Below are 14,403 nucleotides of genomic sequence, written 5' to 3'. Positions count from 1 at the left end.
CACTTTATGTCAGCACTCGGAAAAGTCTATCTGATCGGCGCCGGACCCGGCGCCCAGGACCTCATCACCCTGCGCGGCGCGCGCCTGCTGGAGCAGGCCGACGTGGTGCTGCACGATGCCCTGGTGACCGACGCGATGCTGGCACTGTGTCCGCAGGCGAAGAAGATCGCGGTGGGCAAGCGTTGCGGCCAGTTGTCGACGGCGCAAGCCTTCATCAACAAGCAACTGGTCGACAGCGCGCATAAATACGCGCTGGTGGTGCGCCTGAAAGGGGGCGATCCGATGCTGTTCGGGCGTGCCGATGAAGAATTGCGCGCGCTGGAAGAAGCGGGCATCGAGGTCGAAGTCGTGCCGGGCATTACCACGGCGGTGGCGGCGGCGGCGGCGACCAAGCAGCCCTTGACCAAGCGCGGGGTGGCGCGCAGCGTGGCGTTTTTCACGTCCAGTACCGCGTCCGAACTCGATGGCCAGACCGTCATTCCCGATACCGACACCCTGGTGCAGTACATGGGCGGGCGCGAGGCGATCGTGACGGCCCAGCGCCTGCTGGACCAGGGCCGCAGGCCGGATACGCCGGTGGTGGTGATTGAAAATTGCAGCCGCCCGGAACAGCGCATCATGCGCCTGACCCTGGCAACCCTGGCGCATGGCCTGGGGCCGGCGCATGGCCCGGTGCTGGTGATGCTGGGCGACGCCATGGCGCTGCGCGAGAGCCAGCCGGTCGATACCGCGCAAGGCGGCGATAGCCTGGACGCAGCGCAGGATGGCGCGCAACTAAGCGCGTGAGCGCTTGCAGGCGGGCGCCTGTTGCGCGCATCCCTGCGGTTCGAGCGCGTCGATTTCCCATTGCAGCTTGTCGGCTACGGCATAGGTTTTTTCGGCGATGGCCGACAGGCGGTTGAACGCGCGCTGCAAGCGCGGCGAGCGCGCTGGCCCGCTCAGCGAATACAGCTGGCTGCGCACTGTGCGGATATCTTCCTTCAATGCCTTGAGCGCTTCGCGCAGGCTGGCGTCGGCGTCGAGCGGTTGGTCGAGGCCCTCGTGCATGCGCTTGCGCAGCATGTCGATCTTGTATCCCATTCCCGCGAGGCGGTCGGCCAGGCGGTCGAGGCGCATGGCGGCGCGACGTTCGTTACCCAGTGCGATGAGTGAATTGCGGCCGTGCCGGGCGAGCAGGGAGACTTCGCGGAGCAGCAGCTTCAGGACTGAACTGAGCATGATGGATGCCGGAGAGAGTAAGGAAGTCAAGAAATTCTGAGCGCAAACGCCAGTCCAGTCAAACCCTGCACACGCTGGTAACTGATCCAGAACAAACCAACTGCGAATTCCCTCTCTCCGTCGTTCCCGCGCCAAGGCGGCCTTCGGCGGGAACGACGGGGACGGTGGTGCTTATAGTTTCAGCGCCTTCGCCACATCCGCCCAACTCACATACTTGAAGTTCTGCGGCCCATCCGGCAGGCGCTTGTAGCCATCCTGAATCACCAGCATGCCCTGCGCATACGGGCCGCCCAGGTTCTTCGATGTCACGTCGAGTCCATCGGTGTCCGACGTGCCATCGATTCCTTCGGCCAGGTTGAACCCCACCTTGAAGCGCCCGCGCACCCTGTACGGCGCTTGCGCATCGAGCACCACATAACTGCTGTCCCCCTGGCTCGATACAATCAGGTAAGCCCCCTTCGCGCCCTCGTACATCGCCATCCCCTCCACATCGGCGTGCAGGTCGCGTCCCACGCCGAGCACCAACTTGCGCGTGGAAGGCTGATCGGCGCGCGCCGCCAGGGTCCACACGCCGCGCTTTTCCTCACCGATGAACAAACGCTCGTTGCGGTCGTCGGCGACACAGCCTTCCGGCTGGCTGTCCACCTTGAACTCGCGCGCCAGCGCGGCTCTCCACGCCTCGCCGCCGCGCGTGATGCGGAACTGGCGGAACGCCCCGCCCTTGTCGTTGACGATCACCTCCAGAGCACCGCTGCGCGGCTGGAACAGGCAGATCCCGTACACCTCCGGGAAACCGGTCGCAAAGCGGGTCAGCTCGGCCACCGTGCCGTCCGCATCGAAACCGAACAGCACCACGCTGTTGTCGTCGCGCTGGCTGGCCACGGCCAGGTCGAGCACCTTGCCATCCATGTTCACGCCCTGGCGCAGGTCGACGTTATTCAAGCGGCCCACATCGAGGAACTGCTGCTGCCTGCCCTGCAGGTCGTACACCATCAGGCCCTGCTTCTTGTTCGTGCCCAGCACGCGCGAACGGGTCGGGTCCTGCGGATGGACCCAGATCGCAGGATCGTCCGCCACGTCGCCCAGGCGCGCCACGGGCATGGTCTGCGCACGCGGCTCGACCACCACCGCCGGTGACGCCGCCGGCCCCGCCGGCAGGCGCGCACCGGCCTTGAGCAGGGTGCGCGCCGGCATCGCCTCGCTGTTGGCCTCATAGGCCCAGGTGCCGACGCCCTTCTCATTCGCATACAGGGTGTGCCGCGCATCGTCCACCTTGCACTGGCCGGCATCGAGCGGCATGCTCAGTTTGCGCACCAGCTGCGGCGTGGCGCCGTGCATCAGCCACTGCTCCGCCTGGCCATCCTTGGCCGCCACGAACAGGAAGTCCAGTCCCTGCTGGTCGCGGAACAGGCACAAGCCCTCCACCCCGAACGGCTGCTGCGGCAAAGGCGCCAGGCGCGCCAGCTCGCCGCGCCCTGCATCGACCCGGATCGGCAGCGCGTGCTGGGTATCGGCATCGAGCACCACGGCGATGCCGCTGCCGTTGGTGGTGCGCGCGTCGAGCTGCTTGGCGCGCATCGGCAGGCGCGCCAGCTCCTTGCCGGCGGCGTCGGTCAGCTGCAAGGCGTGCTTGTCGAGCGAGAGCCAGCCGCCGCCATCGAGCGCGATGCGGTCGGCGCCATGCGCCGCGGCGCCGGCAAAGAGGCACAGCGAAGCGGCTGCGCGGAGTAGGTGTTTGTGCATGGTCATATCAGAAAAAATTCGCTTTCAGGCTCAATTTGAACGTGCGGCCGTACTGCTCGTACTGGACGTTGTATGGTTTGCTGCCCTGGTACACATAATAGGTTTCATTATTCAGGTTGATGCCCTCGAAGACCAGCTGCACACGCTTGTTGATCTGGTAGCCGAGCGAAAAATCGACCTGGCGCTGGGCGTCGACGTAGCGGTCCTGCGAGGCGTCGAGCAGGTCGCCGCCGACTTCGAGCAGGTAGGCCGACTTGTGATTGAGCGCCAGGCGCGTGCTCACAGGGCCGCTCTCGTACCCGAGCATCAGGTTGACGATCCGCTTCGATTGTCCCGGCAGGCGGATATCGCGCGTCAACCGGCCGCCGCTGGCCTTGTCGAAGCGGCCGATGCTGGCCTTGGCATCGTTAAAACTGGCGTTGGCGCCGACGATCATCCCGTTCCACGGCGCCGGCAGCATGCGCAGCGACTGCGAATACGACAGTTCGACGCCACGCACGCGCGCCTTGTCGCCGTTGGCGTAGCTGGTGGCGGTGGTGTAGCCGGCCCATGCCCCGCTGCCCGCCAGGTCGGTGGTGTAGGTGAAGTTCTTGATATTCTTCGAATACACGTAGGCCGACATGGCGCCGTCCGCGCCGAGCATGCGCTCGATCCCGAGGTCGACGTTGGCCGCCTTCAGCGGTTTCAAGTCCGGGTTGCCGATCACCGCTTCGGTATTGCTGGCCAGGCTGACGCCCGGCGCCAGTTGGCTGAAGTTGGCGCGCACGACGGCGTTGGTCCAGGCGGCGCGCACGCTGGTGTCTTTGTCGATATCGAAGCGCGCCTGCAGGTTGGGCAGCCAGTTCGCATAACCGCTGCTGCGCGACACAGACTGCAAGCCATTGGCCGACACCTGCTGCCCGCGCGCCGCGAAGCTGGTGCGCTCGTGGCGCACGCCGGCCAGCAAGCGCCAGTTGCCGATATCGGCGCCGGCCTGCACGTAGGCGCTGTCGATATCTTCGTCCATCGAAAAATCGTTCAGGCTCGATTCCGACAGCAGGCGCGCGCCGGCGCGGTCCAAGCCCGCCACGCGCGCGCGCACCAGCGCCGGGTCGAGGCCAGGCCCGAGGTTGGCGAACGGGTAGTCCAATGCACCCTGGGTAAAGCCGCTCATCGACACACTGCCGGCGCCCCAGTAATTGCCGCTGCCTGCCTTGTTGCTGGTGTAGCCCCACTGCTCGGTGTCGTTATCCTTGGTGCGGCGGCTGGCCTTGACGCCGCCCTTGACGTCGGCGGCGGCGTCGCCCAGCGCCAGGCGGCGGCTCAGGTCCAGCTTCAGGTGGCGCTCGGCGTCACGACTGTCGCGCGCCTGCAGGGTGATGCCCTGCAGGTTGTAGCCGGCCGGGTCGACCAGGCTGGCGGGACCTGTCAGGGCGGGCGCCTCTGTGCCGGAAAACCGCAGGCCGGCCACGTTGGCGCTGGCGCGAAAGCGCCCATCGTTGATGCTCTCCGGCGTGTCTTCGGTGGCGCGACTGGCGCCGCCCGATGCGGCCAGTTTCCAGTCGCCGGCGCGGAGACCGCCGCCGATGACGGCGGAGCCGATCTGCTGCGTGTATTTGCGCTGGCGCAGGCGGCGTTCGGCGCGCGCGGTAAAGGGCGTGTCGGGCGAGGCGCCGCCGCCGGCGATATTGCTGACCGAGAGGCGATCGCGCACTTCATCGTCCGAAAAGCGGCTCAGAAAAGTGCGCAGATACAGCGACTGGCCGGCCTGCGGACGATAATCGACGTTGAGCGCCAGCGCATTGCGCTCGCGCTGCGGCAGGTAGTCGCGCAGTTCGAGGCCGGACAGCTTGCCCTTGTTCCAGGCGCCGCCGGTTTCCACATTATCGGATCCGAACTTGCGGCGCTCGCCGCTGATGCCGGCCGCCACGCCGAGTTTGCCGTCCAAAAAGCGCGCCGCCCACAAGGCGCCGGCGTTCGGGCTGGTCTTGCCGGTGTTCTGGTCGCGGCTCGCTCCCGCCTGGAACGACAGCGCTGTGCCGGGCAAGTCGAAGGCCGACAGCGACTTGACGTCGACCGAGCCGCCGAGCGAATTGGCATCCTGGTCGGGCATCAGGGTCTTGGACACTTCCAGCGAGCGAATCAGGCCGGCCGGCAGCACGTCGAGGGCGACCGCGCGGCGACCCGCTTCGGGCGACGGCACCGCAGCGCCGTTGATGGTGACGGCGTTGTAATCGGGGCCCATGCCGCGCACCACGATGTAGCGGCCTTCGCCCTGGTCGCGCTGCACCGCCACGCCGGGCAGGCGGGCCAGCGCCTCGGCGGCGTTTTTGTCCGGCAGGCCGCCGATATCGTCGCTGCTGATGACGCTGACGATGTTGTCGGCCTTCTGCTGGGCCGCCAGCGCGCGCTTCATGCTCGAACGCTGGCCGGCGATGACGACGGTATCAAGCGCGATCGCGCTCGCTTCGCTGGCGCCGGCGCCGGCGACGTTGTCCGTCGCGTGGGCGACGCCGCCGCACAATTGCAGGATGCCGAAGGCAATGAGGGACAGGCGCGGAAGACTGCCCGCCGCTGCGCGCCGACGCTGTTGTTGTTTGTCGCTGTTCATAGGTTCGCCGTTGGATGGGTAAAAAACAGGGCGAAGTCTAGAGAGCGAATATGTCCATCTCGTGACAAGCGGTCCGCTGCCGCAGGCGATACAGCGCTTTTCGGCAGCCGGTGAGCTGAAATGCCCCTCCCCCCGCCGGTGTCAGGTCTGACATTCGGACACGAGCTGATCCAGACCGCCGGTGTCAGGTCTGACATTCGAGCCGCCGGTGTCAGGTCTGACATTCGGACACGAGCTGATCCGCAGGGACAATCCAGCAGCTATCTACAGCCGGGGCCGTGTCCGAATGTCAGACCTGACACCGGGGGCCGGGGGGGCGCTACGGCCGGGGCCGTGTCCGAATGTCAGACCTGACCCCGGGGGGGCGGAGGCGGCAGCGGGGGCGCCGGGTTGATGAGCCGATCGGACTGGCCCCGCTGCGCTGTTTGCACCCCCGCCTGTCATCGTCCTGTCACGCGCGCGGGCTAGTATCGGCCCGTATCACCCTCATGCAAGGCTTTGGCCTTTCGCCCATGCTCCACTCACACCGCACTGCGCTCGCCCTGGCCTCGCTGGCCCTTCTCGCCTGCTGCTTCCTGTATGCGTTCGCCGGCGTGCCCAAGCCGCCGGCCGACTGGAAGTGGATCGATATCGCCAGCGAGGCGAGCATCGCGCTCATGGCCGGCGTGTGGTTCGTGCTGGTATTGAGCTCGCGCCCGCCCGGCCGCGTCACCGCGCTGCTGGCCGCCGGCCTGGCCGGCCTGATGCTGGGCGCCTGCGCCGACTGCCTCGACGAATTCTTCAGCGTCCCCAAGGGCCAGTTGTGGAACCACGTGATCGAGAGCGGCCTGACCCTGGCCGGCATGGCCGCCCTCACCTGCGGCCTGCTCGACTGGCGACGCGAACAGTTCATGCTCAACGAGCACCTGCACAAGCGCGAACGCCTGTTCCGCGACCACCGCTCGTTCGATCCGCTCACGCAAGTAGGCGACGCCGACTACCTGCGCGCGCAACTGCGCATCGAGCACGAACGCGGCACCGGCCCGGATTGCTGCCTGCTGATGGTCGATATCGACAGCTTCCACCTGATTAACCGCGCCCACGGCCAGCGCGAAGGCGACCGCCTGCTGCAGGCGGTCACCCATACCCTGCTGCTCAACCTGCGCCGCACCGACCTGCTGTGCCGCTATGCGGGCGACCGCTTCGCGATCCTGCTGCCGGCCACCGATGGCGACAGCGCGCGCGCCCTGGCCGAGCAGTTGCGGCGCGCCGTCGCGACCTTGCGCCATCACCCCCACGGCAGCGGCGAGGCGCTGCAGGTGACGGTGCGCTACGCGGTGCGCCATGTCGATATCGAGCCGCGCCAGCTGCTCAAGGAAATCAACCGCGCGCTGGAACGGCGCATGCCGCAGCCGGCGCCGGCCGCGGACGACGCCAGCAGCTTCGCCGCGCCCGCGTGAGCCGCTTGTGAGCCGCCTTCTGCAAGCGGGCGACGCCTGCATCGTGGCGCAGCACCAGCCGGCGCTGGTGCTGGACTACGCACGGTCGCGCGAGCTGGCGCCACGCGCCATCCTGGCCGGCAGCGGCATGGACGACCTGCAGGCGCCGCACGCGCAGCAAGCGATTACCCCCACCGAATACCTGCAACTGCTGGCCAACGTGGCGGCCGGCCTGACAAGCGCGGAGACCAGTTTCATGCTGGGCCAGCAGATGCTGCCCGGGCATTTCGGGGCCTTGAGCCACGCGCTGATGCAGGCCCACAGCCTGCGCGAGGCAATCGCCCTGCTGGTGCGCTTCCAGATGCAGCTGTGCCCCTTGCTGGCGCCGCGTTTTCGCGAGGAAGGCGCTCTCGCCGTGCTGTACTGGACCGACAGTTTCGGCGCCGGCGCGCAGCGCGGCTTCCTGGTGGAGATGCATATGACCGCCATGACCGCCATGTGCCGCTGGCTGGGCGGCGAGCGCCTGCCGTGGCGCTACTGCTTCAACCGCACCCCGCCGCGCTACACCGAGCAGCACGAGGTGCACCTGGGCGAGCAGCTGCGCTTTCACTGTCACCTCGACGCCATGCTGATCGACGCGGCCTGGCTCGACCGCCCGTGGCCGCGCGCCAACGCGATGGCGGCGGCGGTGGCGCGGCGCGGCGTCGACGCGGCCCACGCCGGCGGCCAGCGCAGCCTGCTGTGCGCCCTCTACGATTATCTGCTGGAGCACATCGGCAGCGCGCCGACCCTGGAACAGTGCGCGATCCAGTTCGGCGTCAGCCCGGCTACCCTGAAACGCCACCTGGCGCGCCACGGCAGCCACTTCCAGGCCGAACTCGACCAGGTGCGCGCCCACGTCGCCCTGCACCTGTTCCACGGCGGGCGCCACGACAACGACGCGGTCGCGCGCCATCTGGGATTTCATGACGCAAACAACTTCCGCAGGTCGTTCAAACGCTGGACCGGCATGACCCCCATGCTGTTAAGACAAAGCCTTCAAGCTTATCGCTTGCAATCGGGAGACACATCGGCCATAATCTAAATGAGAATTGTTCTCATCCACTGAAAGGCAGCGATGAATACCACCCAACAACCCGTGCGCGCGATCCCGGCGCCTGTCGCACCTGCGCTTCCGCTGCGCGTCAACAGCCAGGAACTGCTGCGTCAGGGCAAGTCGATTCAGATCGAACATGACGGCAAAATCTACGAATTGCGGGTCACCCGGCTGGGCAAGCTGATCCTGACCGCCTGATCCATCAACCCCCAGCCAGCCAGCGTTGCACCCGCCAGCCAGCCTCCCCCCTTTTTAACAGGAGCAACGCATGGCTATCGCTATCGATATGGCAGGACCCGCAGTTACCGCACCGGCCGGCGCGCCGCCCCAGCCCGAACTGCTGGTCTCAGCCGCGCTGCACCTGATGTCGCATTACAGCGCCAATGCCGCGCAGGCCGGGCCGTGCCTGAAGCTGGCGTCGGTGATCGAGCGCCATTTGAAAGCGCTGGCCAGCCATGGCGACTTGAATCCCGTGCTGCGCGCAACCTGCCAGCAGTTGTCGGAACAGTGGGCGGCGGTGGTCGACCAGGCGCTTCCGCGCCCGTCGCGCCCGACCCTGTTCAAGCGCTTCGTGGGCGCGGCGCGCCCGGAGACGCGCTAAGGCGGCTGCCCAAAGCGCGCGCTCGCCGCGCCGCGGCCGAACGGCGTGGCGCTCAGTTATACGCTTTGCTTCTGAACAGGCCGAAAACAGCCACGCCCCGCTCAAAGTCAGCGCGATATAGAAGAGATAACCCATCCAGCCAAAGCCTTTGTACTTCTTTGCCGGCAGCCTGAGGGTATGCGGATCGTCGCGCAGATATTCAATCTTGATGCGCTCGCCGTTGCCGATTTGCTCCAGCAGCTCTTTGCTGATCGGCCATTTAGCCACCGCCACCCGCGTGCTGGCGGCGGATGCAATTCCACGGCCTCATCCTGCCAAATAGCAACTGAAAACGTTTTCAAAGTCGCCTGGCCTGTGTACACTCTGGCCGGCTGTTTCTATCGAGGGTTGTTCCAGTTATGGTAATCTCGCGGTGACAGCCGCTCCGCACCCTACCAGGACCCATCCCTTGACCGACCACGACAACGCTGCCCCACCCTCCACCCTGATCGACGTCGCGCGTCACGCGGGCGTCTCGCCCAGCACCGTATCGCGCATCCTGAACGGCACCGCCAAAGTCTCGGACGACAAGCGCGCCGCCGTGATGGCCGCGATCGAGAAAATGCATTTCGCGCCGAACCAGATGGCGCAGGGCCTCAAGAAGGGGCGCTCGATGACCATCGGGATCGTGGTGCAGGATATTTCAAGCCCGTTTTTCGACGAGACCCTGCGCGGTGTCGACGATGGCTTGAAGGGCACCGGTTACGCCTCGGTGATCGTCTCCGGCCACTGGAATGCGGTCGAGGAAACGGAGCGCATCCGCCTCCTGCTGGCGCGCAAGGTCGACGGCATCATCCTGCTGGCCGGGCACCTCGAAGACGACACCATTTTGCAGTTTGCGAATCATCGTCCGATCGTCTCCACCGGGCGCGACCTGCGCACCAAGAGCGCGCTCGGGTTCAAGCTCGATAATGAAAACGGCGCCTTCATGGCGGTGCGCCACCTGGTCGAACTGGGCCACCGCCGCATCGCCTTCGTTACCGGCCCGTCGCATCACCGCGATGCCGACGAGCGCCTGGTTGGCTACAAGCGCGCGCTGGCCGAATCCGATCTTGAGTATGACGACAAGCTGGTGGTGGGCGGCGACTTCCACGAGTCCGGCGGCCTGTTGGCGGTGAACCACCTGTTCGAGACCAACCAGCAGTTCACGGCGGTGTTCGCGGCCAATGACCTGAGCGCGTACGGGGTCAGGTTATGCCTGTACCGCAAGGGCATCCGGGTGCCGGACGATATTTCCCTGGTCGGCTTCGATGACTTGCCGGGGTCGTCGTACACCACGCCGCCGCTGACCACGATCCGCCAGCCCTTGTACGACATGGGCCGCATCGCCACCAACGCGCTGCTGGCGCTGATCAACGGCGAACCGGTGATGGCGCAGATTCCGCCGCTCGAACTGGTGGTGCGCGAGACCACGCGCCGGGTGCGTTAAGAACGCCTTACAGCTGCGCCACGCAGAAGTCGGTCATCGCGGCCAGCACGCTGGCGTCCTCGCCGACCGCACCGGAGACGGTGATCTGCATGCCCGGATGATCGTGCCGCAGTTCCTCGACGATCAGCGGCAGGTCGCGCAGCAAGTGCCCGCCCTGCCCTAAAAACACCGGCACCACCGTCAGTGCGGTCACGCCTTGCGCCGCCAGGTCGGCCACGCGCTCGGGCAGGCGCGGCTCCATCAATTCCAGGAACGCCAGCGATACCGGAACGTCCGGCACGCGCGCCTGGGTCAGCTCGCGCAAGCGTTCGAATGGCGCGGCCCACGTGGCGGCGCGGGCGCCGTGGGCAAACAGGATCAGGGCGCGGGTCATCAGTGTCTTTCCACCCACCATAGCGCCGCAAAGGCCAATAGCAGGAATAGCAAACTCGGGGCGATCGCAATCAGGATGGCCGGCATGTTACTGAGCAGCCCGACGTAGGCGAACAGGTTATTGATCAAAATGAAGCCGACGCCGATCATGATGCCGATGAAGATCTTCAGGCTCACACCGCCGCTGCGGGTGTGCAGGTAGGCGAACGGCAGCGCCAGCGCCATCAGCACGAAAATGGCCAGCGGGTCGAACAGCTTTTTCCAGAACGCGATCTTGAAGCGCTCGGTCTCCTGCCGGTTCTCGGCCAGGTGGCGCGTGTAGATCGCCAGTTCGGTGGCCGACATGCGCACCGGGTCGGAGGCCGATACCGAAATGATTTTCGGCGTAATCTCGGACACCAGCTCCATGCTCGGCAGCTTGCGGGTGGCGACCATGCTGGTCTCCTGGCCGAAATTGCCCAGCGTGCCGCCGGCCTCCGGCTTGCCGCCCGGCGGCGGCAGTGCGCGCGTGTTGGTAAAGCGCGTTTCGGTCACGTCTTCCAGGCGCCAGGTGCTGTTACCGGTGAAGACCGCGCGCGCCGCCGTGATCAGGGAGCGCATGCGGAAGTTGGTATCGAACTCGTACAGCCGCACATCGAGCATCTGGCCGTCGGTGCGGAACTGGCGCACGTTGAAAAAACGCGAGCCGGTAACGACGCCCTTGGTGCCTTCGCTGCGCACGATATCCTTGGTCCACATCCCGGAGCGGAACTCCTGCGACACGGTGGCGCCGCGCGCGCTCAGCTTGAGTTTTTCGGCCAGCGGCGCGGTGCGCGGCGCAATCAGTTCGCCGAACACGAAGGTAATGATGACGAACACGAAGCCGATTTTAAACAGCATCCACGCCGCCATCTGGGTCGACATGCTCGACGCGCGCATGATGGTGAACTCGGAGCTCGACGCGAACTGCGCCATCGTATAGATAGTGCCAATCAGGGTCGCCACCGGCATCACCTCGTACACATGGAACGGCACGCGCAGCAGCACATACAAGAAGGCGTGCTGGATCGCATAGCCTTCCTTGCCCACCGACGGCAGTTCGCCGGTCAGGTCCATGAAAGCGCTCAGCGCCAGGAAGGCGACCAGCACAAAGGCGACGGCCTGCGCGATCGAGACCGCGAAATAACGTTGAAGGACCTTCATTTTGCGCCTCCCGCCGGCGCCGCATGATCGAGCCGGCCGCGCTTCATGGCCGCCCACAGCACCAGCGGATGGTAGCGGTGGTTGACGTTCAGGCGCCACGCGAACATGAACAGGACCAGCACGGCGACGAACAGGTGCAGCGGCCACCAGGCCATGTAGAAATCGGACTTGCCCTGGCGGACATTGGCCTCGGCCAGCTTGGTCAGGTTGATGTACGTGAAGAAGATCAGCAGCGCGATGATCAGGTTGGCCGCACTGCCGGCGCGCGGATTGACGAAACCGAGCGGAATGGCCAGCAGGATCAGGAGCAGGCAGGTAATCGGGGCGGCGATGCGGTACAGCAGTTCGGACTGGGTGAAGCGGTTCGGGGTTTCGAGCAGCTCCTGGGTGGACATGGCGTCCGACGAGATGTCGCCATCCATCGAGGTGTTCTTGCTGGCCACGCGCATGCTGTAGCGGCCGAACTCCATCGATTGAAAATCGGCCTGGCCCGGCACGCCCTGGTAGCGCCGGCCGTTCTTGAGCACCAGGAACTGGCCGCCCTTGCCGTCGGACTCGATCACGCCCTCCTTGGCCACGATGACGGAGTTGACGTTCTTTTCAATCGTGTTGACGAACACATTCTGCACCACGGTCGATTCGCCGCTGACGCCTTCGACGAAAAACACGCGGTTGCTCGACGACGATTCCTTGAACTGGCCGGGCGAGACCTTTTTGAGGTCTTCGCGCTTTTCGAAGCGCTGCACGAATTCGGTGCTTTTCATCTTGGCCCAGGGCGTCACGAACAGGCTCAGGGCGCCGGTCAGGATCATCATGGGAATGCCGAAGGTGAGGATGGGACGGATCCAGCGCGTGAGCGACAGGCCGGATGCGAACCAGACCACCATCTCGGAGTCGCGGTAGCTGCGCGTGACGACCGCCAGTACCGAAATAAAGCTGGTGAGAGTCAGGATAGTTGGCAGATAATTCAGCGTTGCGAAGGCGATCAACGCCAGCACGTCGCTCGATCCCACCTTTCCGCCTGCGGCTTTGCCGAGGATGGAGATCAGGGTCCAGATGGCGACGATGGAAAACAGCACCGTGAAAGTCGTTCCGGCCGAACTGGCTAATTCACGTTGCAAGGCGCGTTGAAAGATCATTCGAAAGTTATAATCACAGGTTAGGCAGTGCGCGTCACAAACACGAAACGGAGATTCAAATGGACTTTAGCATAAAAGCATTCGACACAAAGAACACCATCACGTCGGCCAAAACCGGTTGCATCGCGGTTGCGGTATTCGAAAACAAAAAACTGTCGCAGGCTGCAAAAGCCCTCGACCAGGGTGGTGACATCACGGCTGCGCTCAAGTCCGGCGACATTACCGGCAAAGCCGGTTCGACCCTGCTGTTGCGCGGTATTTCCGGCACCGGCGCGGCGCGCGTGCTGCTGGTAGGGCTGGGCAACGACGAGACGGTCAGCGAAAAAAGCTTCACTTCCGCAGTGAACGCGACGCTCAAGGCTTTCGCCTCGCTCGGCGCCGCGGACGCCATTATCGCATTACCCATGACGGATGTGAAAGAGCGTGACGTTTCCTGGGCTGTGCGCACGATCGTGTGCGCCGCCCACGAGAGCGTTTTCCGCACCGACGGCCAGAAAAGCAAGAAAGACCCGCTTCCTGCCGGCGTGCGCAAGATCACCCTGGCGCTTGATGCCACGGGCGACGTCAAGACCGCGCTGGCGCAAGCCATTGCGATCGCCAACGGCATGGACCTGACCAAGGAATTGGGCAACCTGTCGGCCAACATCTGCACCCCGACCTACCTGGCCGACACCGCGCGCAAGCTGGCCAAGGACTACAAGTTCGACGTTGAAGTGCTGGACCGCAAGCAGCTGCAGGCACTGAAGATGGGCAGCTTCCTGTCGGTCACCAACGGCAGCGAGGAAGCGCCCAAGTTCATCGTCCTCAAGCACATGGGCGGCAAAGCCAAGGATGCGCCGGTGGTATTGGTCGGCAAGGGCATCACCTTCGACACGGGCGGCATTTCGATCAAGGCCGGTCCCGGCATGGATGAAATGAAGTACGACATGTGCGGCGCCGCCTCGGTGCTGGGCACCTTCCGCGCGATCGGCGAAATGAGCCTGAAACTCAATGTGATCGGCGTGATCGCCGCCTGCGAGAACATGCCGTCGGGCCGCGCCACCAAGCCGGGCGACATTGTCACGTCGATGAACGGCCTGACCATCGAAGTGCTCAACACCGACGCCGAAGGCCGCCTGGTGCTGTGCGATGCGCTGACCTACTGCGAGCGTTTCAACCCGGCCGCGGTGATCGACATCGCCACCCTGACCGGCGCCTGCGTGGTGGCATTGGGCCATCACAACACCGGCCTGTTCACGCGCAGCGACGACGCCCACGAGAAGCTGGCCGGCGAACTGCTGGCCGCCGGCAAAGCCGCCAGCGACACCGCGTGGCGCCTGCCGATCGAGGAAGTCTACAACGAGCAGCTCAAGTCCAACTTCGCCGACCTGGCCAACATCGGCACGCCGGGCGGCGCCAGCGTGACGGCGGCCTGCTTCCTCGAGAACTTTACGCGCAAGTACACCTGGGCGCATCTGGACATCGCCGGCACCGCCTGGAAATCGGGTGGCGCGAAAGGCGCGACCGGTCGTCCGGTACCGCTGTTGTCGACCTTCCTGATCAACCGCGTGTAAGCGGCAGCGCAGGACGACAAAAA

The 14,403-nt window shown here is 65.3% G+C and carries 13 protein-coding genes; 7 read left to right on the top strand and 6 right to left on the bottom strand.

Translation table 11 applies throughout. The annotated features are described in order from the left end of the window. The first annotated feature begins 6 nt into the window (after positions 1-6). The gene (cobA, locus tag F1735_RS16425; RefSeq protein ID WP_167237932.1) at positions 7-786 is read left to right on the top strand and encodes a uroporphyrinogen-III C-methyltransferase; all 780 of its coding nucleotides are present in this window, start codon (positions 7-9) and stop codon (positions 784-786) included. Here cobA and F1735_RS16420 read toward each other — a convergent pair. From F1735_RS16420 to F1735_RS16410, 3 genes are all read right to left on the bottom strand, one after another. Next, a complete protein-coding gene (locus F1735_RS16420) occupies positions 775-1,218 on the bottom strand; it encodes a hypothetical protein (RefSeq protein ID WP_167237931.1) in 444 nt (147 codons plus the stop codon). The two genes, cobA and F1735_RS16420, sit on opposite strands and share 12 nt — an antisense overlap. Before the next feature lie 171 nt (positions 1,219-1,389). Next, the gene (locus F1735_RS16415; protein WP_229505818.1) at positions 1,390-2,961 is read right to left on the bottom strand and encodes a phytase; all 1,572 of its coding nucleotides are present in this window, start codon (positions 2,959-2,961) and stop codon (positions 1,390-1,392) included. A 7-nt stretch (positions 2,962-2,968) separates the two neighbouring features. Further along, a complete protein-coding gene (locus F1735_RS16410; RefSeq protein WP_167237929.1) occupies positions 2,969-5,551 on the bottom strand; it encodes a TonB-dependent receptor in 2,583 nt (860 codons plus the stop codon). A 512-nt stretch (positions 5,552-6,063) separates the two neighbouring features. Between F1735_RS16410 and F1735_RS16405 the strand changes: the two genes are divergently transcribed. The 5 genes from F1735_RS16405 to F1735_RS16385 all read left to right on the top strand — a co-directional run bounded on the left by F1735_RS16405 (position 6,064) and on the right by F1735_RS16385 (position 10,134). Beyond that, positions 6,064-6,990 carry a diguanylate cyclase domain-containing protein gene (locus F1735_RS16405; RefSeq protein ID WP_167237928.1) on the top strand — a complete coding sequence of 309 codons (927 nt, stop codon included), beginning with the start codon at positions 6,064-6,066 and terminating at the stop codon, positions 6,988-6,990. A gap of 7 nt (positions 6,991-6,997) precedes the next feature. Next, positions 6,998-8,053 carry an AraC family transcriptional regulator gene (locus F1735_RS16400; protein WP_373888535.1) on the top strand — a complete coding sequence of 352 codons (1,056 nt, stop codon included), beginning with the start codon at positions 6,998-7,000 and terminating at the stop codon, positions 8,051-8,053. Between the two features lie 33 nt (positions 8,054-8,086). Then, positions 8,087-8,263, top strand: coding sequence for a hemin uptake protein HemP (hemP, locus tag F1735_RS16395; RefSeq protein ID WP_166888012.1), 177 nt, complete (start codon positions 8,087-8,089; stop codon positions 8,261-8,263). 70 nt (positions 8,264-8,333) lie between these two features. Continuing rightward, positions 8,334-8,666 (top strand): hypothetical protein, encoded by a 333-nt coding sequence (locus tag F1735_RS16390; protein ID WP_229505817.1) that lies wholly within the window; start codon positions 8,334-8,336, stop codon positions 8,664-8,666. A gap of 448 nt (positions 8,667-9,114) precedes the next feature. Next, positions 9,115-10,134 (top strand): LacI family DNA-binding transcriptional regulator, encoded by a 1,020-nt coding sequence (locus F1735_RS16385; protein WP_187364272.1) that lies wholly within the window; start codon positions 9,115-9,117, stop codon positions 10,132-10,134. A gap of 7 nt (positions 10,135-10,141) precedes the next feature. Here the strand turns inward: F1735_RS16385 and F1735_RS16380 are convergent, their stop codons facing one another. The 3 genes from F1735_RS16380 to lptF are packed head-to-tail and all read right to left on the bottom strand — an operon-like array spanning position 10,142 to position 12,827. Beyond that, a complete protein-coding gene (locus tag F1735_RS16380) occupies positions 10,142-10,507 on the bottom strand; it encodes a sirohydrochlorin chelatase (RefSeq protein WP_167237926.1) in 366 nt (121 codons plus the stop codon). Next, entirely contained in the window at positions 10,507-11,688 is a 1,182-nt protein-coding gene (lptG, locus tag F1735_RS16375) for an LPS export ABC transporter permease LptG (RefSeq protein ID WP_167237925.1), read from the bottom strand. Before lptG ends, F1735_RS16380 begins: the two co-directional genes overlap by 1 nt. Beyond that, entirely contained in the window at positions 11,685-12,827 is a 1,143-nt protein-coding gene (gene lptF / locus F1735_RS16370; RefSeq protein WP_167237924.1) for an LPS export ABC transporter permease LptF, read from the bottom strand. Before lptF ends, lptG begins: the two co-directional genes overlap by 4 nt. A gap of 59 nt (positions 12,828-12,886) precedes the next feature. Here lptF and F1735_RS16365 point away from each other — a divergent pair, with 59 nt between their 5' ends. Next, positions 12,887-14,380, top strand: a complete 1,494-nt coding sequence (locus F1735_RS16365; protein WP_167237923.1) for a leucyl aminopeptidase — start codon at positions 12,887-12,889, stop codon at positions 14,378-14,380. Positions 14,381-14,403: the final 23 nt, after the last annotated feature.

The organism is Massilia genomosp. 1 (assembly GCF_011682185.1).
Lineage (GTDB): Bacteria > Pseudomonadota > Gammaproteobacteria > Burkholderiales > Burkholderiaceae_D > Telluria_A > Telluria_A rubra.
The sequence above is the reverse complement of the archived record's forward strand: the minus strand, read 5'-3'. Positions and strand labels throughout refer to the sequence as shown.